Source organism: Moraxella sp. DOX410, from assembly GCF_032248735.1.
GTDB lineage: Bacteria > Pseudomonadota > Gammaproteobacteria > Pseudomonadales > Moraxellaceae > Faucicola > Faucicola tetraodonis.
In genome coordinates this window covers 357,830-383,487 of sequence record NZ_CP135138.1, presented here as the reverse complement: position 1 = coordinate 383,487, position 25,658 = coordinate 357,830, and the positions used below count along the sequence as shown (strand labels likewise).

Annotated in this window: 21 protein-coding genes and 2 tRNA genes; 9 read left to right on the top strand and 14 right to left on the bottom strand. The window is 44.1% G+C overall.

Annotated features, from left to right (window positions below):
- Positions 1–84 precede the first annotated feature (84 nt).
- Positions 85–1,086, bottom strand: a complete 1,002-nt coding sequence (gene epmB, locus RNZ41_RS01745; RefSeq protein WP_314027418.1) for an EF-P beta-lysylation protein EpmB — start codon at positions 1,084–1,086, stop codon at positions 85–87.
- A 155-nt stretch (positions 1,087–1,241) separates the two neighbouring features.
- On the opposite strand from epmB, the gene efp reads away from it, so the two are divergent.
- Together efp and RNZ41_RS01735 are read left to right on the top strand one after the other, a co-directional pair.
- Complete coding sequence (gene efp / locus RNZ41_RS01740; RefSeq protein WP_007117135.1) at positions 1,242–1,814, top strand: elongation factor P; 573 nt, start codon at positions 1,242–1,244, stop codon at positions 1,812–1,814.
- Between the two features lie 291 nt (positions 1,815–2,105).
- Positions 2,106–3,335 carry a toxic anion resistance protein gene (locus RNZ41_RS01735; RefSeq protein WP_314027417.1) on the top strand — a complete coding sequence of 410 codons (1,230 nt, stop codon included), beginning with the start codon at positions 2,106–2,108 and terminating at the stop codon, positions 3,333–3,335.
- A 79-nt stretch (positions 3,336–3,414) separates the two neighbouring features.
- Here the strand turns inward: RNZ41_RS01735 and RNZ41_RS01730 are convergent, their stop codons facing one another.
- The 4 genes from RNZ41_RS01730 to RNZ41_RS01715 form a co-directional block, all read right to left on the bottom strand.
- Positions 3,415–4,572, bottom strand: a complete 1,158-nt coding sequence (locus RNZ41_RS01730; protein WP_201666348.1) for a 5-(carboxyamino)imidazole ribonucleotide synthase — start codon at positions 4,570–4,572, stop codon at positions 3,415–3,417.
- 155 nt (positions 4,573–4,727) lie between these two features.
- Positions 4,728–5,033: a hypothetical protein gene (locus RNZ41_RS01725; RefSeq protein WP_203172351.1), complete on the bottom strand. Its 306-nt coding sequence runs from the start codon at positions 5,031–5,033 to the stop codon at positions 4,728–4,730.
- A 338-nt stretch (positions 5,034–5,371) separates the two neighbouring features.
- Complete coding sequence (locus RNZ41_RS01720; RefSeq protein ID WP_314027416.1) at positions 5,372–6,010, bottom strand: MarC family protein; 639 nt, start codon at positions 6,008–6,010, stop codon at positions 5,372–5,374.
- A gap of 142 nt (positions 6,011–6,152) precedes the next feature.
- Entirely contained in the window at positions 6,153–7,931 is a 1,779-nt protein-coding gene (locus RNZ41_RS01715) for an ABC transporter ATP-binding protein (protein WP_314027802.1), read from the bottom strand.
- Between the two features lie 405 nt (positions 7,932–8,336).
- Between RNZ41_RS01715 and RNZ41_RS01710 the strand changes: the two genes are divergently transcribed.
- Entirely contained in the window at positions 8,337–10,157 is a 1,821-nt protein-coding gene (locus RNZ41_RS01710) for an acyl-CoA dehydrogenase C-terminal domain-containing protein (RefSeq protein ID WP_314027415.1), read from the top strand.
- Positions 10,158–10,258: 101 nt separating this feature from the next.
- A complete protein-coding gene (locus RNZ41_RS01705) occupies positions 10,259–11,164 on the top strand; it encodes a polyprenyl synthetase family protein (RefSeq protein WP_314027414.1) in 906 nt (301 codons plus the stop codon).
- On the opposite strand, the gene RNZ41_RS01700 is transcribed toward RNZ41_RS01705, so the two are convergent.
- The 3 genes from RNZ41_RS01700 to RNZ41_RS01690 all read right to left on the bottom strand — a co-directional run bounded on the left by RNZ41_RS01700 (position 11,165) and on the right by RNZ41_RS01690 (position 12,382).
- Positions 11,165–11,791, bottom strand: coding sequence for an RDD family protein (locus RNZ41_RS01700; RefSeq protein WP_314027413.1), 627 nt, complete (start codon positions 11,789–11,791; stop codon positions 11,165–11,167).
- A gap of 321 nt (positions 11,792–12,112) precedes the next feature.
- Positions 12,113–12,189 (bottom strand) — tRNA-Arg (locus tag RNZ41_RS01695).
- Between the two features lie 103 nt (positions 12,190–12,292).
- Positions 12,293–12,382: transfer RNA gene (locus RNZ41_RS01690), tRNA-Ser, on the bottom strand.
- A gap of 335 nt (positions 12,383–12,717) precedes the next feature.
- Between RNZ41_RS01690 and RNZ41_RS01685 the strand changes: the two genes are divergently transcribed.
- Together RNZ41_RS01685 and RNZ41_RS01680 are read left to right on the top strand one after the other, a co-directional pair.
- Positions 12,718–13,536 (top strand): hydroxymethylpyrimidine/phosphomethylpyrimidine kinase, encoded by an 819-nt coding sequence (locus tag RNZ41_RS01685; protein ID WP_314027801.1) that lies wholly within the window; start codon positions 12,718–12,720, stop codon positions 13,534–13,536.
- 1 nt (position 13,537) lies between these two features.
- Positions 13,538–15,190, top strand: coding sequence for a phospholipase D-like domain-containing protein (locus tag RNZ41_RS01680; RefSeq protein ID WP_314027412.1), 1,653 nt, complete (start codon positions 13,538–13,540; stop codon positions 15,188–15,190).
- A gap of 32 nt (positions 15,191–15,222) precedes the next feature.
- On the opposite strand, the gene RNZ41_RS01675 is transcribed toward RNZ41_RS01680, so the two are convergent.
- From RNZ41_RS01675 to RNZ41_RS01655, 5 genes are all read right to left on the bottom strand, one after another.
- On the bottom strand, positions 15,223–15,855 hold the full coding sequence (locus RNZ41_RS01675; protein ID WP_100285136.1) for a YggT family protein: 633 nt from the start codon (positions 15,853–15,855) through the stop codon (positions 15,223–15,225).
- A 105-nt stretch (positions 15,856–15,960) separates the two neighbouring features.
- Complete coding sequence (gene proC / locus RNZ41_RS01670) at positions 15,961–16,800, bottom strand: pyrroline-5-carboxylate reductase (RefSeq protein WP_314027411.1); 840 nt, start codon at positions 16,798–16,800, stop codon at positions 15,961–15,963.
- Positions 16,801–17,032: 232 nt separating this feature from the next.
- Positions 17,033–18,511: a tRNA lysidine(34) synthetase TilS gene (gene tilS, locus RNZ41_RS01665; protein ID WP_314027410.1), complete on the bottom strand. Its 1,479-nt coding sequence runs from the start codon at positions 18,509–18,511 to the stop codon at positions 17,033–17,035.
- A 143-nt stretch (positions 18,512–18,654) separates the two neighbouring features.
- A complete protein-coding gene (locus RNZ41_RS01660; RefSeq protein ID WP_314027409.1) occupies positions 18,655–19,464 on the bottom strand; it encodes an acetyl-CoA carboxylase carboxyltransferase subunit alpha in 810 nt (269 codons plus the stop codon).
- 142 nt (positions 19,465–19,606) lie between these two features.
- Positions 19,607–21,130 (bottom strand): Ppx/GppA phosphatase family protein, encoded by a 1,524-nt coding sequence (locus RNZ41_RS01655; protein ID WP_314027408.1) that lies wholly within the window; start codon positions 21,128–21,130, stop codon positions 19,607–19,609.
- A gap of 494 nt (positions 21,131–21,624) precedes the next feature.
- Between RNZ41_RS01655 and trxA the strand changes: the two genes are divergently transcribed.
- On the top strand, positions 21,625–21,948 hold the full coding sequence (gene trxA, locus RNZ41_RS01650) for a thioredoxin (protein WP_036589854.1): 324 nt from the start codon (positions 21,625–21,627) through the stop codon (positions 21,946–21,948).
- A 406-nt stretch (positions 21,949–22,354) separates the two neighbouring features.
- Positions 22,355–23,623 carry a transcription termination factor Rho gene (gene rho, locus RNZ41_RS01645; protein WP_060994528.1) on the top strand — a complete coding sequence of 423 codons (1,269 nt, stop codon included), beginning with the start codon at positions 22,355–22,357 and terminating at the stop codon, positions 23,621–23,623.
- A 123-nt stretch (positions 23,624–23,746) separates the two neighbouring features.
- Here the strand turns inward: rho and ypfJ are convergent, their stop codons facing one another.
- Complete coding sequence (gene ypfJ / locus RNZ41_RS01640; RefSeq protein ID WP_060994527.1) at positions 23,747–24,631, bottom strand: KPN_02809 family neutral zinc metallopeptidase; 885 nt, start codon at positions 24,629–24,631, stop codon at positions 23,747–23,749.
- 567 nt (positions 24,632–25,198) lie between these two features.
- On the opposite strand from ypfJ, the gene RNZ41_RS01635 reads away from it, so the two are divergent.
- Complete coding sequence (locus RNZ41_RS01635) at positions 25,199–25,519, top strand: hypothetical protein (protein WP_314027407.1); 321 nt, start codon at positions 25,199–25,201, stop codon at positions 25,517–25,519.
- Positions 25,520–25,658: the final 139 nt, after the last annotated feature.

Below are 25,658 nucleotides of genomic sequence, written 5' to 3'. Positions count from 1 at the left end.
TAGCTAGATATTTAAGATAATTGTACTATTTATCAGATAAGTAACAGATAATCTTTTATTTTAGTTGTTGTGTTTCAAAATATGTTAGTGGTTATACAAGTCAACGGGCGTTTTAAATGGCTTATTAGGCAACTCTCGTACCAACTTTGGCACCAAGTAGCCGGCACATTTGGCGAGTAATTCCCAGTACAGAGCGACTGCTTGCTCATCTGAAATATAGAAGTGGCTCGCCCCGGCAACTTTATCAAGCACATGTAAATAATAGGGTAATACGCCCGCTTGCCATAATTTTTCATTCAAGCTTGCAAGCGTATTTGCATCGTCATTAATCGACTTGAGTAGCACGGTTTGGTTAAGTAACGTAACACCCGCTTTTTTTGCCTTACCCAAAAATATTTGCGTTTCTTGGTCGATTTCATTGGGGTGATTGGCATGAATGACCATGACGATGTGACAGCGGCTGTTGGAAAATCGCGCAAGTAACGGCTCATCTAAGCGTTCAGGAATCATCACAGGTACGCGGGTATGGATACGAATGGTCTGCACTTGGGGTAGTGCTTCAAGGGTGGTGAAAATCTCCAATAAACGACGGTTGCTCAGCGATAACGGGTCGCCGCCGCTTAAAATCACCTCATTAACCGCGGGGTGCGCTGTGATGTAGGCACTGATGGCTTGCCAATCATTGTGGGTCGGTAGATTCTCGTGGTAGTCAAAGTGCTGGCGAAAACAATAGCGACAATTGACCACGCAAGCCCCGGTGACAGGAATCAGCACACGTGATGCGTATTTATGAATGATGCCTTTGACCGGATTGGCGTGTTGTTCATCGAGTGGGTCGGTGACAAAGCCGGTGACTTGTACCGTTTCTTGAAACGTCGGCAACACTTGCTTAAGCAATGGGTCATGGATATCGCCTTTCCCCATTTTTTGCACAAAGCGACGTGGCACTCTTAGGGGAAATTGACCGACCTGACTGTCAAAACTATCTATCGGCAAATCTAACGCTTGCGCCAATTCAGCAAAGCTCGTGATGGTATCAGAAAACGCATTTTGCCAGTTTTTTTGTGTCGCCAAATAGTTTATCATATACTGTTTATCCAATTGTCAATGCCGCTTGCTGATAACGCCTGTCGCTGATAGGGTTACCCCGTAGGCAGCGCGTTTTTAGCAAATTGGCTATTATACAAAGATTTGATTTACCTCGGTTATTTTTTAGTCGCAACACCTTATTAGGAAATTTTATGGCAACTTACTCAACCAATGAATTTAAAGCTGGCTTAAAAGTCATGCATGAAGGCAATCCATTTGCAATTTTAGAAAATGAATATGTTAAACCAGGTAAAGGTCAAGCATTCAACCGCGTCAAAATGCGTAACCTAAAAACGGGTAAAGTATTAGAAAACACCTTTAAATCTGGCGATAGTCTTGAAGGCGCTGACGTTGTTGATACTGAAATGAACTACCTATACAACGATGGTGAATTCTGGCACTTTATGCACCCAGAAAGCTTTGAGCAGCTACAAGCCGACAAAAACGCGATGGGCGATGCGGCGAAATGGTTAAAAGAAAATAGCAACGAAGAATGTACCATTACCCTATTCAATGGCGTGCCTTTAAGCGTTGCTGCGCCAAACTTTGTTGAGTTAGTGATTACCGAAACTGACCCAGGTCTAAAAGGCGATACATCAGGTGGCGGCGGTAAACCTGCAACTCTTGAAACAGGCGCGGTAGTACGTGTGCCATTATTTGTCCAACAAGGCGAAAAAATCAAAGTCGATACCCGCACTGGCGAATACCTATCACGGGTACAATAATATATTCTATTACCAAGAATTTTGAAAAAATAAAAGCCCAACTAACTGTTGGGCTTTTATTTTTTAACATGTGATTGAAAAATTTTTTGTTACGCTGTCACACTGACGTAGCATCATAAAAAAATCATTCGTCAAACGCGCATGGAAAAAATGATTACCCAAATAGAACAACAAATGAAATAATTCACCAAGATAATCAAACTAGCGTTAGCTCAAACCGCTAAAATACCAAGACAAACTAAAAGGCAAGTTAATATACAAATACCAATATAGACAACTCAAGGATATATCATGCCAGAACTCACCCCGCCAGAAACCAGCCCTGTCATCACCCTTGAAGCGCCGCAACCCGTTGCCGTTGTGCCACAAGACGAAGCCGACCAACTGGTCAAACTTGACCTAACCAAAGTGCCTGAACTTGATGCCAAAGTGAACGATTTTGTGATGCATGTATTACAAACCCCTGTCAACACGTCTGTATTCGATGAGAAAGTCAAAGCCATTCATCAGCTAGGTAGTGCCGAAATTCGCGCTTCCGCGCAGATTGCAAATCGCATGCTTGATCGTCCTGCCAAAAGCATGGATAAAGCCTTATTTGACAACTCCCCGATTGCCAAATCCTTGACTGAGCTACGCAGCGTGGTCGAAGACCTAGATCCAAGCCGACAAGGTTCGCTGTCAAGTCCACGCAAATTTTTGGGCATCATCCCAATGGGCAAATCCGTACAAGATTATTTTCGTAAATACCAATCTTCGCAAAACCATATCAATGCCATCATCGAAAGCCTGTATCACGGCAAAGATGAACTGATGAAAGACAATGCCAGCATTGAGCAAGAAAAGGTCAATATGTGGGCACTGATGCAGTCGCTCCGTCAATATATTTATGTCGGTCAAAAAATTGATGAACGTCTAGAGCAAAAAATCGGTGAGCTTGAAGCCACTGACCCTGAAAAAGCACGCGTAGTCAAAGAAGAATTGCTGTTTTATCTCCGCCAAAAAAACATGGATTTTTTGACCCAACTGGCGGTGAACATCCAAGGGTATTTGGCGCTTGATATGATTCGCAAAAACAACTTAGAGCTTATCAAAGGTGTTGACCGTGCCACGACGACAACGGTTGCTGCGCTGCGTACTGCGGTGATGGTGTCACAAGCGCTGAGTAGTCAAAAACTGGTGCTCGACCAAATCAATGCGTTAAATTCGACCACAAGTAGTTTGATTGAATCAACCTCAGTGCTATTAAAACGCCAAACCGCACAGGTACACGAGCAAGCCAGTAGTAGCTCAGTAGATATGGAAAAACTGCAAAAAGCCTTTAACCATATCTATGAAACTATGGACGCGATTGACGACTTCAAAGTCAAAGCATTGGGTAATATGCAACAAACAGTCAACGTACTAACCCAAGAAGTCGATAAAGCCCAAACTTATCTTGACCGCGCCAATCGCCAAACGGTGAGTGAAGTTGCCAACGAGCTGCAAATTGATGAGGAGAAATTGGGTAATATCAAACTTTAACCCCCGTTTGATTTGACTATGCGCAACCTCACGGATGATTGCGGTGTGTTTGCTGACACATAGCTTTAGTTACATGGCTTTAGTCAGACAATTTATTGGGTAATTTTGCAACCACTTGCGCGACCGTGTTATCCAGTTGACTGCTATCGCTCGGCATGACAGTGATATGAGCGATTTTTCGACCTTCGCGTTCTTCTTTATCATAATTGTGCACATGCACGCCAGCGATGGCTAGGACTTCGTCCAGTTTTGGGTACTCTCCGATGACGTTCAGCATGACAGAGGGTTTGACGATGGCTGTGTCTCCCAATGGCAACCCTGCCACCGCACGCATGTGATTCTCAAATTGACTGGTTACCGCGCCTTCAATACTCCAGTGCCCTGAGTTGTGCACGCGAGGTGCAATTTCATTGGCTAGCAATTTTTCAGCGCCGCCTTCAGAAGTCACAAATAATTCTAACGTCAACACGCCCACATAGTTTAGGTGCTCGAGCAATTTTTTGATATTACTTTGGGCTTGCTCCGTGAGGTTATCAACATTGGGCGCAGGTGCGGTTGATTTGGCTAAAATACCATTGCTATGTTCATTTTGCACGAGCGGATAATAGCGGATTTCACCGTTTTGGGCGCGCACTGCAATAATAGATACTTCGCGCTCAAAGTGAATAAAGCCTTCGGCAATGAGCGGCGCTGTTTTGGTTGCGTCACCAAGCTCTGCCCACGCGGTGTCGATTTGGTCAGCGGATTTGACCACAAACTGCCCTTTGCCATCATAGCCCCCGCGTGTGGTTTTGAGCACCAAGGGTAGCCCCAATTTGGCGGCAGCGGCTTGGATATCGGCTTTGCTATGCACTGCCATAAAAGGCACGGTGGCGATATCTAATTGATTAAACAAGTTTTTTTCATTTAACCGATCTTGTGCCACTGATAGCGCAAATGACGATGGGTACAAGGTTTTGGTGGATTCCAAAAACTGGGCAGGTTTGAGCGGGGTGTTTTCAAATTCTAAGGTAAAAATATCGCAGCTTTGGGCAAAATCTTCAAATTGCTCGCTACTAAACACTTTGCCCAGTAAGCGTGCGGGGCAATTGGCACTATCTTCCAAAAACACGCAGCGAATGCCCAGTGGCAACGCCGCTTGCGCCAACATCATACCCAGCTGTCCGCCACCTAAAACCCCAATGGTTTTGACAGGATAATTAGAATGATTGATGGTATAAAAATTGGCGGTTTGCATAGGCATGGTGGCGGCTCTTTTTGATAAGTGAAACACAGAAGAAAAATTATGGCTAATTATAAAGGATTTGCCCACAAATAAAAAATCTAAGCATAAAAAAACCCATAAGTCTTTAGTCTTATGGGTTCAACAAATCAATAAATAGGTTTTAAGCGTTAGCTATAATGCACGGGTTCTTCGTCATACACATTGGCATGCCACTGCGAGAGCTGCTTTTGCATTAAGGTTTGAATGGCAGCATGAATCATGCTTTGACCAATCAACTGGGTATCATCCCCCAACAGCTCTTTCACTTTGTCAGAAAATTCAATGCTTACCAAGTCTTCTGACTCGTCATTCGAGGTACGTAGTACCATCTTGCCATCATCTTGCTCGACAAACTCTAGCATCATCGCTTCTGCTTTGGTATCCTTTGCCGCTTGCATTAGGCTTTGGTAATCTGATTTTATATCTTTTTGCATTGTCGCTCCTCAATCTTTTATCCGCCCCAGTGACTACTTTGGTTACTACCTTAGTAGCTATCTTATGAACTAAGCTTATGAACTAGGCTAAGCAACTTGTTAGTCAACCTGTCTTATCGCTTTAATCAACGTAAGCATGGTTTAACGCTTGCATTTTTTTAAAAGCTTGTTGATAGCTTATTAACAGGTTTTGGCATATTGCATGATTATTAAAATGGCGACTTTCACGGTAAAAATCAAGCATAATTTATGATATTAACACAGCCACTACAATGCTTAATGCTTGAGGGTTGCTGTGATAAATTATTTAGCGAACCATGTAGCTTGAAACATTGAACTTACAACAATTGCGGAAATATACTTTTTAAGCCGCCAACAAAAATCTCTACCGCAACGGCTGCAAGTAGCATCCCCATGATACGATTGAGCACATTAAGCCCGGTATCACCTAAAAAACGACTCACCTGCCCCGCTGCCATAAAGCTTAGATAAGTAATAATACTAATAATCAAACCTGCGGTGATAATCGCTAGCATATTAAAATAACTATGCCCGCTCGCGGCATAAATAATCACGGTAGAAATCCCACCCGGACCAATCACCATCGGAATCGTCAACGGCACTACGGCAGATGCCGCCCCTTGAAACGCCACGCCATTTAAATCCCCTGATTTGCCGACATGCGGTTTGGCAACATTGCCAGCACCATTCATCATGCCAATGGCAATAATCAATACCAAGATACCGCCTGCGATACGAAATGACCCAAGCGAAATCCCCAGCAACTTTAAAATAGGCTCGCCTGCCAACGAAAATATCGCAATGGTCACAAACACGGTAATGGCTGAAATCAGTGCAACTTTGCGAGTTTGTTGTCGATTGGCGTCTTTGGTGATATCAATAAATAACGATAACGCGGCAAATGGATTGACCAGTACCACCAGTGCCAAAAATATTTTTAAGACTTGAGATTCCATGAGTATTGACTAACTTGTTGGGTGAAGTTGGGTAAATATGACAAAACAGTTATGGTAGCATAAATTTAAGTCAGCAGGGTTACGGCGTTAATCCGCTTAGAACTACCAGTACGCAGGCTAAGCCTGCATGATGAGCCCTAAATTAATGGCTCTCTAACGTTTGGGTGATTTTATCAAGATTTAAACTATCGGACATGGCATTAAAAATCTCATAGTATTTGCCTTGCTTGCGATAGAGTTCATCATGCGTGCCTGTCTCCACCACGCGCCCTTGCTCGATGACCACCAAATCATCAGCGTCAATAATCTGCGCGATATTGTGCGACACGATAATCACCGTGCGGTTTTGTTTGATTAAATCCAAACTGCGCTTGATTTGCTGGCTGGCAATGGCATCTAGACTTGCGGTCGGCTCGTCCAAAAAGACAATTGGCGGATTTTTGAGAAACATACGTGCCAGTGCAATACGCTGCTGCTGTCCACCTGACAAGGATTTGGCTTCGCTTTGGTAGCCTTTGGGCAGCTGGGTGATTTGTTCATGAATAGAGGCTTGTATTGCTGCTTGCTCAATCTGGGCTTGGCTGGCAGTTAAATCGCCATAACGAATATTTTCTTCAATAGTCCCGCCAAAAATATGGTTTTTTTGCAACACCAAACCGATTTGTTGGCGTAGTTCATGGGTATCATAGTCTTGCAAATCCTTGCCATCGAGCAAAATTCGCCCCTGCGTGGGCTGATAAAATTTTACCAACAGATTGATAATGGTGCTTTTACCTGCGCCACTCAACCCGACCAATGCAGTAATTCGGTTGCGCCGAATGCGAAAGCTGACATCCTGCAGGGCTTGGTTGCCGTTGGGATAGACAAAATCCACCTGCTGAAGTTCGATATCACCCTGCACCGTCGCAGGATTGACACCGCCTACCACTTCGATTTGGCTATCATCTTCTAAGATATCAAAAAACCCTTCGGCATAAGTCAGCGCATCATTGACCTCATCATAGATACGATGCAACTGGCGAATCGGCGATGCCACGTTTTGAAATAACAGCACATGAAACATAATCATGCCAATGGTCATCTGCCCATCAAGCACAAAATACGCGGTTAAAATAATAATCGCCACCACACCAATCTGCTCGATAAAGCTTTTGAGTGCATCATAGCCAAAGCCAATACCGCGCGTTTTGAGTTGGTTATCGGTCATCTCTTTTTGAATGGCAAAATGTTTTTGCGCTTCAATCGGTTCGCGGACAAAGGATTTGATCACGGTAATAGCGTTAATGAGCGAAATGATTTGCTCGCTTTTGCTCTCCCGATAGTGGCGCATCTGCCGACGAAAGCCTTGCAAGCGCGTGGCTTGTTTTTGACTGATATAAAAATAAATCGGCACAATCACCAGCCCTACCAGCCCCACCCACACATTGGCACTAAACATCACTACCAGCGCTACAATCGCATTGGCAAATAACGGCAACATATCAATAAAAAAGTTTTGCACCAAGCGGGTCAGACTACTGACACCCAAATCAATGCGCGTCTGCAGCTTACCACTGTCGTTATCAGGGTGGGTATAAAACCCCATGCGGTAACTTAAAATACGCGCCACGACTTTTTGCGATAAATCCCGGGACAAATTAATACGGATTTTTTCACCAAAATAGCGCTGTCCAAAGCTGATTGCCGCGTACAACAGTTCTTTGAGCAGTAGCACGATGCTGATAGTCGTGAGCAGTTTTGCACCTTCCTGCCACGGCTCGCTGAGTTTGAGAATCTCGGTCAAATGATCGACCGTGTAACGCAGTACAAAAGCATTGACCTGCGCGGCAAATGAACCAACCACCGTGAGCAGCAACGTCGCCATGATTAATGAATGATAAGGTTTTGCAAAAACGGATAATTTTTTGATAATTGACCACAGTACGGCGCCGCGCTCGCGTTTGTTGAGTGATGTCGGTGCAGGTTGATTGGCTGGCAGTGTCGACGTATCAGCTAGCGATGGACTAGGAGATTGGTTGGGAGATGGGTTGGGAATATTTGGCAAGAGTGGCTCACAAATGATTTTTCAATACGTTTGGTGGTTTAATATCTTTGGTAAAGTTTAAATAAAACGAGTAAGTTTAAGGTAGTTGGTAATTGTTGCATTCTTGTCCATGCGAAGCTTTGCACTACAAAATCATAAAATAATTTTATGATAATTGGTATTATTTATGAATATTTATTATGATTTGAAGCTTTTAGTGGCAAATACCTTTATACTGAGCAGACTTATTTTTACCTTTCATTTTCTATCTTAGTTAATAGCCTATTAAAAGGATTTCAGCGTATGCCATTATCATATAAAGCCCCCCTGCGTGATATTCGCTTTTTAACCAATGAAGTATTTAATTACCCCGAACACTACAAAACCTTAAAATCTGGTGAAAATGCCGATCCGGAAACCGTGGATATGATGCTTGACAGTTTTGCGGATTATTGTAGCAATGTGTTGATGCCACTATACCAATCAGGCGATGCTGAAGGCTGCCATTTTGACAAGGGTGTTGTCACCACGCCAAAAGGCTTTAAAGAAGCTTATGATATGTTCGTTGAAGCTGGGTACCAAGCCATACCGTTTCCTGAAGAATTTGGTGGCTTGAATATGCCAATGTCAGTCAACCTCATCAAAAGTGAAATGATGGGCACAGCAAACTGGGCATTTTCCATGTATCCAGGACTGTCGGTAGGCTGTATGAATACCATCATGCAATACGGCACCCCTGAGCAAAAAGCCACTTATATGCCAGGCTTGGTAGAAGGTCGTTGGTCGGGCACCATGTGTTTGACTGAGCCACAATGTGGTACCGACTTGGGTCAAGTTAAAACCAAAGCCATCCCACAAGACGATGGTACTTATAAGATTAGTGGTACCAAAATCTTTATTTCATCCGGTGAACATGACCTGACAGAAAATATCGTGCATATCGTTTTAGCACGCCTACCCGATGCGCCTGAAGGTACCAAGGGTATTTCGTTATTTATCGTGCCAAAATTCTTGGTCACAGAAAACGGCGACATTGGTGAGCGCAATCCCGTTAACTGTGGCTCAATTGAGCACAAAATGGGTATCAAAGCTTCAGCAACTGCAGTACTCAACTTTGATAATGCCACAGGCTATCTAATCGGTGAGCCAAATAAAGGCTTAAAAGCCATGTTTACCTTTATGAATACTGCTCGCCTAGGCACAGGCATGGAAGGCTTAGCGCATATGGAATTGGCTTTCCAAAACTCATTGCCTTACGCCAAAGAACGCCGCTCAATGCGTACCCTATCAGGTACCAAAGAGCCAAACCAAGTGGCTGATGCGATTATCCATCATGCCGATGTTGCGCGCATGCTACTCACCCAAAAAGCCTTCTCAGAAGGGGCGCGCTCAATGATTTATCACGCATCACGCTATGCTGATAAAATGTTTGAAGGCGCGATGCTCGGTGACGATGCTGAGTTCCACAAATGGGATGATAAATTGGGCTTTTATACCCCAATACTCAAAGGCTTCTTAACTGAACTAAGCATTGAATGTGCCAAACATGGTATGCAAATCTACGGTGGTCATGGCTATATCAAAGAATGGGGCATGGAACAAATCGCCCGTGATGCACGTATCTCAACCTTGTATGAAGGCACCACAGGCGTACAAGCGCTTGACCTACTAGGTCGTAAAGTGTTAATCCAATCCAAAGGCAAGGTGCTACTTGATTACACCGCCAATATCATGAAATGGTGTAGTGAATATGCATTAGATAAAGGGATGCGTAAATTCGTTTGGGAATTGACCAAATACTGTGCAGAGTGGAATACCCTCACCACACGTATTATGCTCACGGCTCGTAAAGACCGTGAAATCGTCTCAGCGGCATCCGATGATTACTTAATGTACTCAGGCTATGTCATCATGGGCTATCACTGGGCACGTATGGCAGCAGTAGCGTACGACAAACTCAAAAATGGCGGCAGCGAAACCAAAGAATTCTATGAAGCCAAAATCAAAACCGCTGAGTTCTATTTTGAAAAACTATTGCCACGCGCCTCAGGTCACTCAGAGAGCATGTTGGCACCAAGCGAGTTAATGGCGATGGATTTAGATAGCTTTAATTTCCTAGACTAATGGGTTAAACTTGTTGCGCCATTTTACAAAAAGGCTGCTCAACCTTAATGGGGGCAGCTTTTTTATTGCTCAAAATTTTAACACATACAAAAGAATTGATTATGGAATTTACTGCTTTTTCGCGCCAAGTCATTGACCAACTAGAATCGGATATCACAGCCTACCTCCAAGTCTGCAAGTTACCCTCACCGCTGCATGAAGCAAGCCTATACGCGATGACCAATGGCGGCAAACGGGTACGTCCTTTACTGGTTGCAGCAACTTTTGCCACAGTAAGAACCAACAACAGTCTTGCCCACCCATCCCATCCATTGTCTAATGACGTGCGCCGTGCCATGATGGCGGTGGAGTGTCTACACGGCTATTCGCTAGTGCATGATGACTTGCCTTGTATGGATGATGATGCGCTGCGCCGAGGTCGTCCTACTACCCATATCGCCTATGGTGAAGCCGCTGCCATGCTTGCCGGTGACGTGCTACAGACCTTGGCATTTGAAGCCCTGACCCATACATATTTTGGTGAAAACAGTGAGTTTGCTACTCCGCTTTCTGCCACGTTTGCGCCGCGAGCCCGGCGGATGGTCATGGGGCAAATGCTGGATTTAAATGGCGAACACCAACAGCTTAGCCAAACTGAGCTTGAAGCTATCCACCGTGACAAAACAGGCGCGCTCATTGAAGCGTCAGTATTGATGGGTGCCATCTGTGCCAACGCAACTGACAGCGAGCGGCAAGCACTCAGTAGCTTTGCCGAGCAGATTGGGTTGGCTTTTCAAGTACAAGATGATATTTTGGATGTGACTGCCGACACCGAGCAGCTTGGCAAACCCGCGGGTAGTGATGAGAAATTGGATAAATCCACTTATGTCAAACTACTGGGCGTGGAAGCTGCCAAAACCTACGCGCAAAGCTTATTTGATGCCGCTAAAAATGCGGTGATTGCTGAATTTGGCGATGATAACTATTTGCTCGATTTAGCGGACTGGTTGTGGGCGAGAGACAAGTAATTATTTCTTTCTAAACCCAGCAAACAAGCCTTCGTGGTTAATTTTTGGCATTTTCATGGTCACGGTGTTTGATAGCAAATCATGCAGCGCCAAGCCTTGCTTATTGACCCATGCAAACCAATAATTAAACAATAGCCCGATAAACATACTAAAATACAGCGCACCCACCGACTGGTGGATGAGATAGCCTATCATCCCGCAGACCACGGGTAATAAACACGCGGCTAATATCCGCATCATCGATTGCCGCCAACTCAGCAATGAGCCATCACGGTTCATGGTTTTAAGCCGCCAAGTCTGCATGCCAAGCGTCTGCCCTGCCTTACGCCAAAATACCCCATAAAACCCGACCAAGATAATCACGAACGCAGGGATTTGCACAATATTTCGATACCATAGCGGTAATGTCGCCGCTTGCTTCATATCCGTCCCTGCCAAACCTAGCAGTTTAGTCCCCAATACAATCAGCAGCATCTGCACAAAAAATAGCATCGCCAAAATCAACATACCATCATATAGCATAGCAATCAGCCGAGTAGCCGCTCTTGCCATCACGGGTTGTTGTTCTGGCAATGGCGCTGATGGTAAGGATTGCGGCTGGTTGTTGGTCTCAGCTGTTTTTAACATTGGGGTTTTGGTCTTAGGCATAGGTATGGCAAGCTAATGATGGTAGTGGTAGCGAAATTGTAGCCTAAATACAACCAAAAGGCTATGACTCAAACGCACACTCGAGACCCATCAGCGCATGGCTTAGATAAACATAACTGGGATAAACATAACTCAGATCAACATAAATGGGATGAAAATGCCTTAGGCAATAGTGAGGCAGTGGTGAAAAAAACGGAACGGCAAAATAACCCGCCGAGTAATATGAGGCATAAAAAAATAAGACATAAAAAAAATCGCCTAAACTCAAAGAGTGGCGATTAATTTTAACAGAGTAATTAGTGGTGCGCTTGGAGGGAGTCGAACCCCCGACCCTCAAGTTCGTAGCCTGATGCTCTATCCAACTGAGCTACAAGCGCTTAACTAATGTCTTCGTTTGAAGTGGGCGCTATTATAAGTTAGAATATTTATTTTGTCAAACTTTATTTTAAATAATTTTAAAACTAATTTTGATTCAATAAATGGCGGTGACGGAGGGATTCGAACCCTCGATACAGTTTCCCGTATGCAGCCTTAGCAGGGCTGTGGTTTCAGCCACTCACCCACGTCACCGAATTGGTCTTACTTATCTATAACACCGCACAATAATTTTAGTCAATGTCGCCATTAACCTCAAGTATTGTGGGTGGGCATTATAACAAACCAATCCAAATTTGCAAGACTTTTTAAAAAAATTATGTGAGAATAATTGCAGCACCTTGGCAGTGGCACCCTGCCTGCCTATGACCTAGTGGCTGTTTATGGCTCAGTCGTTATGTGATAATCTGTTTGAAATTAATGATTAAAAAAACCATTTAACTAATCCTTATAAGGATTGATAACCAGCCTGTGAGAATCTTATGTCAACCCCTGCTACTCTTGCCCCTATTCTAGTACCCAGCATGACACTGCGCCCCACTGTATTGTGTTTTTCGGGGTTAGATCCCTCAGGTGGTGCAGGCTTGCAAGCGGATATTGAGTCGATTGGGCAAGCAGGGAGTCACGCAGCGAGTGCGTGTACCGCAGTGACCGTTCAAAGTTCACAGCAAGTTTTTGGATTTGAGGCATGCGCAAGTGAGCTGGTAAGGGCGCAAGCACTGGCGGTGCTCAATGATTTGCCTGTCAAAGCCATCAAGTCAGGGATGCTTGGCACCACTGACAATATTGCGATGCTCGCGCAGCTTTTCACCGATGGCAGTATTGCAACAGGTACGCCGTATGTGCTTGACCCAGTACTGGTGGCCAACAGTGGCGGTGCGTTAGGCGACAAAGACACCTTGGTGACTGCCTTTGCCCAGTTGACCCCTTTTGCGACCCTGATGACCCCCAACAGCATTGAACTGCGTGATTTGACAGGCATCGACAATCTACACGCCGCCGCCAAAGATTTGTGCCAGCAAGGTGCCAAAGCAGTGCTAGTCAAGACGTCTCACGATAGCCAAGCCTCTGGTATCGAGCAATATTTATACATTAATGACAACCAAACCTGCCGACTGGCATACCAAGCGATTTTGCCAAGACTGGCGGGTGAATATCATGGCTCGGGCTGTAGTCTGGCAAGTTATATCGCAGGTCGCTTGGCACTAGGTGATAAGCTTGTGACAGCGGTACAATGCGCAGATATTTGGACACAACACGTGCTCAAAGTCGCTGACATTGTCCACCCTCATGGTCAAAGAATTCCCAAGCGCTTTCATTACAACTCAATACTAGGTCAGGCAAGCTAGTATGGGGTTATTATTGGAGTGGTCGATTGTCAAGACGTTGCTATGGCAGCTAGGTGTTATTGCCCATTTTCTCATTACGCTTTGGCTAGTGGTGCGGGTTATTCAACAGCAGCGCCACCAAAGCGTGGCCATTGCTTGGATTGCGGTGTTGTTTGCCCTACCTGTTGTTGGCATCATCGGTTATATGTTATTTGGTGAAATCAATATTGGGCATCAGTATCGTAAGCGCAGTTTGATGGCGCAAAAATTACTGCGTGACTTTGCCAACGCTCAGCATATTGATTTTAATGAAATTTCCAAAAATTTAGACACCGAAGCACGGCAACTGAGCAATATCGCCCTACTAAAAACTGGGCTTGGCGTGTATGACCATCATACGCTGACGCTGATGACAGACGCTGACCATATTTTTGCCAGTTTATTAGCCGATATCCGTGCGGCAAACACGATGATTTTGCTAGAGTTTTATATTGTGTCGCCACAAGGCCGGGTGATTGAGTTATTAGAAGCTTTGATGGCGGCTAGCCAGCGCGGCGTATCCGTGCATTTGCTCGCTGATAGCGTTGGCAGTCATGCGTTTTTTCGCAGTTCGTGGGTGCAAAAACTCAAAGACGCTGATGTTTTTGTGCATGAGTCGCTGCCCGTGGGTTTGTTCAAAACTATTGTCAAACGCATTGATATCCGCAATCATCGTAAGCTGGCTATTTTTGACAACTGCTATGGCTATACGGGAAGTTTTAATTTAATCGACCCCGATTTTTTCAAACAAAACGAGCATGTGGGCAAATGGATTGATGTCATGATACGGGTGGAAGGTCATGATAACGTCAATTCGGTGAAAGCCATGGCACTTGTCACGACCACGGATATCAGCGCAGAAACCAACGCCAATTTTTCCGGCCTTAAAAAAATCGTTAATCGCTTTACCAAGTCGTTCTATACCGAGTCGCTGTATATTGGCACATCAAAGCTGCATCATCGCAAATTACAACACGTGACTAATTCTCGCGGGGTAGGTCAAAACGCTAACACGCGTGTCGCTCAGCCGCCCTTGTTAAACATTTTGCCGCTGCAAAGCAACCTACAAGCTTACCCATCGGTGAGTCAAGTCAGTTTGCAGCTGATTCCATCGGCGCCAGAATTAACAGGGCATGTCATCTATGAAACCTTGGTGTGTGCGATTTTTGCCGCCAAAAAACAAGTGGTTATTACCACGCCTTATTTTGTGCCCGATGATGCGCTGCTGCTCGCTATCACTACCGCTGCCAAGCGTGGGGTCAAGGTGATTTTAAATGTACCCAAAAAAGTAGATTCGCTATTGGTGCGGTTTGCTTCACAGGCTTATTTTGAGCCACTGTTGTCAGCAGGGGTGCAGATTTATTTGTTCAATGCAGGCTTGCTACATGCCAAGATTTTGTGCGTGGATGACGATTATTGCTTATTTGGTACCGTCAATATGGATATGCGCAGTTTTTATCTGAATATGGAGGTGAGTATGGCGATTTATAATCGTACCATGACCCAGCAAATGCTCACTTGCCAGCATGAATACCTGCAACAAAGTGAGCCATTACAGCGCGATGGATGGCAGCAGCGTAGCTTTGGGGCAAAATTCTTGGACAACGCTATTCGCCTGTTTAGCCCACTGCTTTAAAGCTTAACTATTTAATCGTCGTTTGGAAAAGACTATAGGGTTAATAAATAAACACCTACAGTTTGCACCAAGGTTTCTAGCAAAATAATCAAGAAAAAACCCAGCATAGGGGCTAAATCAAGCATACCTGTGGCAGGTAAGACTTTGCGAAATGGCTGAATAATTGGCTCACTAAGCAGGGTGAGCAGGCCAAAAATTGCTGGCATTTTTTGGGTAAAAAGCATCACCCAACCCCCGATAAACGAGCCAATAATGATGTACTGACACATTCTTAAAAAATCAATCAGCAAGGTCACGGCCGCCACAAAAAACATCATGACAGGTGAAAAATGCCGCGATAGATAATCAACCATGGCTAAGTTCACCTCTGGCATATAAAACAGCCCAATATTTTGGCTATCAACGCGCATCATGCCAAGCACGCCCCAAATAAAAATCATCCGCAGCAAAAACAGCAACACCAAACTTGCGGTATTGATTCTGCCATCGCCAAGGGTTGGGAAAATACGTCCAAACACATCGACAATGCGTGTCATACGATAAATGGGTTTGGCAAACGCATCCTTTGCAGTAATGCCAGCAAACTGCAGCATAAATCGAAAGAAAACCAGTATCATCGCCGCCGCGACGACGATATCAAACAACCCTGCCAAAAGATTAGTCATGCCCTGTTTTTATCCTTATTTGCTGCTTACACACTTGTTAACGATAAGCCGTTAAGATAGTCAATTAAAATTTGCTGTTGTAGCCAATGTTATAGCCAAATCGAGTTATTTGCCAAACGCTTGGCTGAGCTCACGGGAGCGCTGCTCACATGCTAGCATGGCATCGGCAATAATTTGATGCATTTTTTTTGCATCCATCACTTCAATTGCTGCTTGGGTAGTCCCATTGGGCGAGGTCACTTTGCGACGCAGCTCAGCTGGCGTATCATGACTGGTCAATGCCATTTGCGCTGAGCCTAGTGCCGTTTGCATTGCCAAAGCCGTGGCTTGGGTTTGAGTCAGTCCCAATTTTTCACCCGTGGCAATCATGTTTTCTAACATATAAAAGAAATACGCAGGCGCTGACCCTGAGATAGCAGTCACGGCGTGCAGTAGCTCTTCGTCATCTACCCATAACACCAGTCCTGCCGCGGACATCACTTGCTGCGCGAGTTGCTGCTCCGCCTCGCTCACCCCGGCTTTCGCGTACAGGCCTGTGGCACCCATTTGAATCATCGCAGGGGTATTTGGCATCGCTCGCACTAGTTTGACTTGCGGCCCCAACCATTGGGCTAAGCTGTCGGTAGCAATCCCTGCGGCAATTGAAATAACCACTTGCTCGCCCCAGCTGTCTTTGACTGGCAGTAGTACATCTTTAATGACCTGCGGTTTGACGGCTAGCACGACCACATCAGCTTTTTCGATGGCGTGTTTGGTGTTGTCGACATTGCTCGCATCGTAGGTATTCAACCCTTTGGCTTGAAAATCCGCTAACTTCTCGGCATCGGTTTCAACCACATGCAGTAGGCTACTTGGCTGACCTTTTGCTAATAGCCCTGCGATAAGTGCCGATGCCATATTACCGCCACCAATAAAGGCGATGTTAAGAGAAGTTGTGGTTGCCATAGATGTCCTTTTTAGTCATTTTTTGTGGGGTGACGAAAGCAGTTAGAAGAAAGCAGTTAAAGGGTTCGCCCTCGCTATTATTCGCTAATAAGTCTATCATACCTACTGCAAATTTTGATGACAAATTTACAGCGTAAATTGGTGTATATAGCGCAAATTCAAGCGATTCATGGCGGTTTGATAACCTTAATCCATGATAGTCTCAGTCCATGATAGTCTTAAATCAATGACATTAACTATCAAGACTGTCTATCCAAACCAAGTGCCACGGACAAGCTGCTTGGGTAGCCAAATTCAGCTCACGGGCATCTGCCAGCCAAACACTGATATTCGGAAATAATAAAGCGAACTGTTTTGGTATTTGAGATGCCGTGAGCACCTTTTCTTCGTCGTCATTCATGATGACCACTTTGGCAAATTGTCGCTCCCAGCTAGGAATATCAAATCGTTGACAAAGTTTTTTAAACGATTGGTGAAACGATTGTGACAATAATTGAAAAGACTCATTGGGCAACACGGCTCTGCTAGCAAGCGCCAATTCTAGAGATAGCCCCACCGATATTTCCACATCGTCAGCCAAATTGGCTAATACCTTGTTATCTGACTTGCCATAAATCGCCTTCACATAATCGGCATCAAGACGGTATAACGTATCGCGGTATTTTCTAATCTCAATCCCCTGCCACTGCAAAATCGCTTGCTGGTCTGTTTGCGCTGATTGTAGTAACTGCTCAATTTGTACAATCAATTGCCGAGTGGGGGCAAATTTTTCTGAGCCTTTGACCCAATGATGCAATAGGTTAAAGCGTCTTGCTTGGCTCAATGCTTTTAGATTGGGGGTATGCAAACATTGCTGATGACTTGTCCAGCCATTTGAGCGCTGACATAGCGCCAAATCTTGTTGATATTGGTCATCAACTATGTGATGCGCTTCGGTTAGGTTTTGCTGGGTGCGGGTGATATTTTGCACTACCTTATGAAAGCGCTCATCAAGGAGTGGCAAAATCTGATTACGTAAAAAAGCGCGCTGATTAGTTACGCCAAAATTGGTAGGATCATCGACATGAGGGAGATGGTGCGCTGCTATAAAGTCGCTAATCTCATCACGCGTTACCCCAAGCAACGGACGCCATAACCAAATAGGTTTGCCAAATTCGTGTTGCACCCCAAATGCCGTCATACCTGTAAGCCCTGCCAACCCTGTCCCTTGGCATAGGTTCATCAACAAGGTTTCCACCTGATCGTTGGCGTGATGCGCCAAGGCAACAATGGCGTTTTCGCCTGCAATCTGTATGATGGCATGATAGCGGGCGGTTCTGGCTTGTTGTTCATTTGCTTGTTGTGTGCCGATTTGTTGTTCGTTGGCTTGTTGTTCTTGGCTGATTGTACTATCGGCGGCATAAACTTGCTGCGATTGCCAATCGATACAAACGCTGTCATAGTCGATGTGGTGCTTGTGGCAATAGGCTTCTACGAATTGTTGCCAGTCATCACTGATTTTTTGCAATTTATGATTGATATGAATCACATGAATCGGTAGTTGTAGCTGCTGACAGGCGAACAGTAATGCCATCGAGTCTCGCCCGCCACTGCACGCAATATAAATTTTAGTGGTAGACTTGGGGTGCGGGTTGATATGAGTTTGATAACTTTGTTTAATCGCTTCAATAACAGGTGACATGGGGACAGGTGACATAAGGGTAGACGACATAGGGATAGACGGCATAGTGCTCAAGCTCATGCGGCAAGAGAAAAACCAGGAAATAAAACAAGTGAGATAAAACAAATGAGATAAAATAATGGGCGCCTCAATAAACGCCCATGGGTCATTAAAATAGGTTAAATCACTGACAATTAAGCAGAGGCTTTTGGTAAGGACAGCGTAGAATTAAAGCTCATCAGTTTTTCATAGCGTTGTTGCAGACGCGTTTGCTCATCCAGCTTTATAAGCGCCGCTAGCTGTTGCTCCAGCGTGGCTTTAAGGTTGGTCATAGCCACATCGCTGTTGATATGTGCGCCCTCGCCTTCTGCGATGACTTCATCAATCAAGCCAAGGGATTTTAAATTTACCGCACTGAGTTTCAACGCCTCACTGGCTTGGGGCGCTTTTTCAGCCGTTTTCCATAGAATCGACGCACAACCTTCAGGCGAAATCACGGAATAAATGCTGTTTTCTAGCATATTGATACGATCAGCGACGCCGATCGCCAATGCACCACCTGACCCCCCTTCACCGATTACCGTGGCAATCACAGGCACATTCAATGATGAAAATACCGCAATACTTTGGGCAATCGCTTGGGCTTGACCACGCTCTTCTGCACCTACGCCAGGATATGCGCCTTGGGTATCAATAAAAGTAAACACCGGCAATTTAAACCGTTCTGCCATTTGCACCAGTCTAACCACTTTGCGGTAGCCTTCTGGGTTTGCCATACCAAAATTGTATTCAATACGCTCACGGGTGCTGCGACCGCGATGTTGACCAATCAGCATGACAGGCTGGTCGTTAAACATCGCCATCCCGCCCAAAATCGCTTTGTCATCGGCATACGCGCGATCCCCTTGCAGCACATCAAATTCCGTGAACAGCTGATTGGCATAATCCAAAAATAGTGGTCGTTTTACATGACGTGCAAGCTGTACTTTTTCCCAAACACTCATTGTCGTTATTCCCTTGTTTTACTGCAACTGTTGTCATCTCAATATCGTATGACAGATCTAAACGCTTAACTTTATTTAAAATTTAAAAATTTGCTTAGCTATTTACTTAGCTGTTTGTTTAACTATTTACTTAGCCATTTGCTTACGCAATAGCTGGCTCATAAGTAGTAACGGATAAGCTCATGCCCCACTTTTGCCAAATATCAATTTCATCTTGCAAATCTGACAGCACAAGACTTGCGTTATCATCCGCTAAATTTACCGAAACTTCCCAAGTATGGTTATCTTTAGCCGCTAGCTGAATCGGTAGCGTATCATGTTTGCTACGGCTGTGATGCACCAGTACCGCTAGGCGTAAAATCAGGGTTAAATACACCAGATTGTCACCGCCGACCATTTTGACTTCATCATAACTATCCGGTTTTAATTTACGGCGATGGTGCATCACGAGCTGCGACAAGCGTGTTTTATCGACTTGTGAGAACCCATCAATATCCGAATTTTCCAGCAAATAGGCACTGTGCCTGTGATAGCTACTATGGCTGATGGCAAGACCAATTTCGTATAAATAGGCACCACGGCGAAGTAAATCCGCGTCTTCTTCATCAAGCCCCAAGCGGTTTTTCACTTGGTCAAACAGCTGCTGCGCGGTACCTACCACACGTTTTGCTTGTTTTCTATCCACCGAATAACGCGTCATCAAGGCTTGTACACTGCGATCGCGTACATCTTCACTGGCAAAACGCCCGAGCATGTCGTACATGACACCTTCACGCAGCGCACCATCTGAATAAGAGATGGTATCAATGCCCAAAACATTCATCGCTGCGAGCAGCACGGCGACACCAGCCGGCAACACTGCTTTACGAGTGTCTTTAATATCGGCAAAATCAATATTGTCGATATGTTTTGCTTTAATCAGTAATTTTTGAATTTCTTTGACACCGCTGTAGGTCACCCGAGCATTTTCATCGGCAAGCCCAAGTTGCAGCAAAATTTGATTGACCGCTTTAATCGTGCCGCTTGAGCCCGTGACACTGTCCCAACCCGTTTTTTGGTATAAACGGCTAATACCAAGCACTTCTTTTCTCGCCGCAGCAATCGCTTTTTCAAACGCTTTTTCGGTGATAGCGCCGTCAGTAAAATAGGATTTGGTAAAGGCAACACAGCCCATCTGTAGGCTTTCGGTCAAAATCGGGTCAAAGCCTTTGCCAATAATAAACTCCGTCGAACCACCCCCAATATCAATCACCAAGCGTTTGTCGGTACTGGCATTGGTATGAGAAACTCCCAAATAAATTAGACGCGCTTCTTCTCGCCCAGCAATGACTTCTAAGGGTTTGGGTAAAATTAAATTGGCTTGTCGAATAAATTCATCCGCATTCTTGGCTTGGCGCAGGGCATTGGTAGCCACAATCCGTAACCGCTGTGGGGAAACAGCGTCTAGTCTTCCAACAAAACGGGTCAAACAATCCAGCCCGCGTTTTTGTGCCTCAAGCGACAAATAGTTGTTTTCATCAAGTCCAGCGGCAAGCTGCACTTTTTCTGACATTGATGCTAATTTTCGTACTTCCCCATGGTCTAACCGCGCGATGGCAAGATGAAAGCTATTTGAGCCAATATCAATGGCGGCCATAAGTTCGTTATTAGCAAGTAAGTCAGGCATATGTCACTTAGTGTCGGTTAAAGTCAATAATTCGATTAGACACCATTTTACGCATTTTCACCCTTGAGTAAAAGCCATTTTATTGCAACTGCCATTTTTGCCTCCTCCCATGCCTGTCCATCGGTAAAAAGAATTGACTGTAATATTTTCTAAAAAATTCTATCGTTACAATCATTTAGATACGATTAGTTAGATGCCATTAATGTTTCTTATCATAACTATCAAAACAATTAACCATAGCCATACCCTGTTTTGGGGTTGTGTTATGCTAAGATGACCCTATCATAATAATCACTATAAATTAATTTGCCTTTGGGTGTCTGTTTAATAGATTTCATTATCCTATCATTGTTTCTATCACTGTTTGATTGTATCCAATATTAAGATTTTTTTATTAGGCAAAAACAAGCACTGGGCAAAAACAAGGGTTTGGGTCATTACTTAACCGTAATCCAAAACCTAACAGTTAACAACATCAACACGTAGGAGTTACTATGTCTTCAGTTATTCATGCCGATGAAGGTACTTTTGAAAAAGCAGTACTACAATCAGATACCCCAGTATTGGTTGATTTTTGGGCAACTTGGTGTGGTCCATGTAAAGCCATTGCCCCTGTATTAGACGAGCTTTCTTCAGAATATGAGGGTAAAGCGCGAATTGTTAAAATCGACGTTGACCAAAATCCAAACCTAGCTGCACAATATGGTATCCGTAGTATCCCTACCTTATTTATGTTCAAAAACGGTGAAAAAGTGGATGCTACTATGGGTATGCAACCAAAAGCCCAATTGACTGCTCTTATCAACAAACACTTATAATCGCTAGGGTAAGAATCACTAGCGTAGGTTAAATTGAATTTTTATATTGGTAACGGTATATTTTTTTGATAATTACCAGTGAGATTCGCCGCGATTTTGATACTTGTGAGTAAAAAAATCGCGGTTTTTTATGCCCATACATTGACAAATGAATATGTCAAGTCGTATAGTGTGTCTCACAAAATAACTATCTTATCGATATGCTTAACGTTACGTTAGCAGGCATTTACTATTATTTGGTTTAGTACTTGGTATTGTCTGTTTGCAACGCTCAGTTAATCATTTCAAACGTTTCTAGTTTTTTCTCTTTATATTCTCTTCACACCCTACTGTCTTAAAACGATGCAGCGCCTTTGCTCAACTCACGTTTTGAGGTGGTTCAAAATTAGTTATTGATGATTTACCTATGAATTTGACTGAACTCAAGAAAAAATCGATTGCTGAATTGTTGTTGATTAGCGAGCAAATGGGTCTAGAAAACATGGCCCGTAGTCGCAAACAAGATATCATTTTTGCGATTTTAAAAACCCACGCCCGAAACGGTGAAGCTATCTATGGGGATGGCGTGCTTGAGATTTTGCCCGATGGCTTTGGTTTTTTACGATCGTCGGAAGGCTCTTACCTAGCGGGTCCCGATGATATCTATGTGAGTCCGAGCCAAATTCGCCGTTTCAATCTCAAGACGGGTGACTCAATCGCAGGGACGATTCGCCCACCCAAGGATTCTGAGCGTTATTTTGCCCTATTAAAAGTTAACGAAATCAACTTCGACACCCCAGACCGCTCTCGCCACAAACTGATTTTTGAAAATTTAACCCCACTTTTCCCCACCCAGCAGCTTCGCTTAGAACTGGGTAACGGTACCACAGAAGACTTAACCGGCCGTATCATTGACTTGATTGCCCCGATTGGTAAAGGTCAACGCTCAATTATTGTCGCCCCACCAAAAGCGGGTAAAACTGTACTGCTACAATCTATCGCGCAATCCATCACCAAAAACAACCCAGAATGTTATCTCATCGTGCTGCTCATTGACGAGCGTCCTGAAGAAGTGACCGAGATGCAGCGTACGGTGCGTGGTGAAGTGGTCGCATCGACCTTTGATGAGCCGCCAACCCGTCATGTACAAGTCGCCGAAATGGTGATTGAAAAAGCCAAACGCTTGGTTGAGCACAAACAAGACGTGGTGATTTTACTTGACTCCATCACACGCCTTGCCCGCGCTTACAATACTGTATTGCCTTCATCGGGTAAAGTCTTGACTGGTGGGGTGGATGCCAATGCACTAGAACGCCCAAAACGCTTTTTTGGTGCCGCGCGTAATGTCGAAGAAGGCGGTAGCTTGACCATTATTTCAACCGCTTTGATTGACACAGGCAGTACCATGGATAAGGTGATTTATGAGGAGTTTAAGGGGACAGGTAACCAAGAAATTACCCTTGAGCGAGACATTGCCGAAAAACGGGTATTCCCTGCCATCAATATCAAAAAATCGGGCACTCGCCGTGAAGAGCGGTTGATGGATGAGGCGATGCTACGCAAAGTATGGATTCTGCGCAAACTGTTACACCCAATGGATGAACTACAAGCTACCGAATTTTTGCTAGAAAAACTTAAAGACTCAAAAACCAATGATGAATTCTTTGAGCAAATGACGCGTAAAGATAAATCTTAATCGTGTTATCGCTTAATCCTGTTAATTAGCTGACTCATAGAAATGAAAAAGCTCAACCTGGTGTTGAGCTTTTTGTTGGTGTCTTTTTTATTGGCGTCCTTTGGGCTTAAATCGCAACGCTACTTAAATTGCACCACTAAAAGTATCGCATTGGTTGATATCACCCGATTTTAGACCGCGTGAAAACCACGTCATACGTTGTTGACTGGTACCATGGGTAAAGCTATCAGGGACAGCGGCACGACCACTGGCTTGGGCCAAACGGTCATCACCGATTTGCTCCGCCGCATTAATCGCTTCTTCAATATCGCCTTGCTCTAAGAATTGAACACGTTGTTGGTTACGGTTTGCCCAAACACCCGCAAAACAGTCCGCTTGTAGTTCTTGTCGCACTGATAAGTTGTTGGCTTGTGCTTCAGTGGCACGGCGACTGGCTTCATCTACTTTTTGGCTAATACCTAACTGATTTTGTACATGATGACCCACCTCGTGAGCAATCACATAAGCCTGTGCAAAGTCACCTGCTTTACCTTGGTTTTGTGCATCACCTGAGCCATTTTGGTCACCTGTAATACCCAATTTTTGGCGCATTTCTTGGAAAAAACTGGTATCAAGATAGACGCGTTGGTCAGCAGGACAATAAAAAGGCCCTGTCGCTGAAGACGCATTACCACAACCTGAACGCACCATGCCATTAAATAACACCAACTTAGGCTGTTGGTATTGCATATTGTTTTCACTAAAAATTTGACCCCAAACTTCTTCCGTGTCTTTTAACACCACTGAGGCAAATTTTTGGTCACGGTCAGCGGTTTGCTGGTCGAGGGTTTGTTGACCGCTACTATTTCCACCTGTGATTGCAGAACCTGTTTGCATAGCAGTCATAGGATTCATACCAAACACTAGCCACAGAATCAACCCAATGATAATACTACCAATACCGCCGCCCACAGCTTTACCGCCGCTGACCAGTACATTTGAACTACCGCCACGATCTTCCCACTTCATACCACTACCTCCTCAAATCTCGTCTTGCTTTTATAATATGCTTATTTTGGCATTGTAGCATTTTGCCTAAAAATTACTGTGTGAAATCGTAGTTTTATACAGATTTTTGAAAATAAACCCTAATAATATGCAACTAATGTAACTTATCTACCCATCAAAGCCTTAGAAATCTCATTAAGATTAAGCAATTATCACCATAAAAAATTATTTTTTAACTATATCCAATAGACCGCTAAAACAAAAAAATTGTAAATTTACAAAAATAAAGATATCTTTGCCATATTTTTATGCGTATAATACGTCATTTTCTGCGAAAAGCTAAAAAAGATATCTTTTTCGTGCGATATCAATAAATCTAAAAAGTTGTATTTGTGATTGCGGTGTTATTTTGTTACAACCTTTTATCAGATTTATTATATTTTTTTATGCGAAAGTTATTCTATCTTGACTAAGTTTCCGCTACAATATTGCCAGTTTCATGTCCCGTGTGTCTTTAATTCTAAATAAACGCTTTATTTAGAGTATCGTCGAGTGAATACGGGGTTATTTTCTTTAGGAGAACACGTAATGAACGTTAAATTAATCGCTGTATCAAGTTTAGTTGCTGCATCTTTAGCTATGACTGCATGTAGCAAAAAAGAAGAAGCTGCACCAGCTGCTGCCTCTACAACTGCCTCAACTACAGTTGCTTCATCAACAACTACTACCACTGTTGAAGCTTCTGCACCTGCAGTAACTGCATCTGCTGCAACTGTTAACGCTTCTACTGTTGTTGTAGACACTGCATCTGCTGCCGCACCAGCTTCTGCTGTTGCTGACGCTGCTAACCAAGTTGCTGATGCTGCTGCTGCAAATGTTGCTGATGCTTCTGCATCTGCTGCAAAATAATCAGTTTTTTAAACTGAACAAAAAGGAAACCCAAGCGGTTTCCTTTTTTTATGCTTAAAAATTTTATGGTTAAAGATTTTGTATGGCATAAAATTTTTCACATTATTTAGATATTAAAAAAGTGGGTCAATGCCCACTT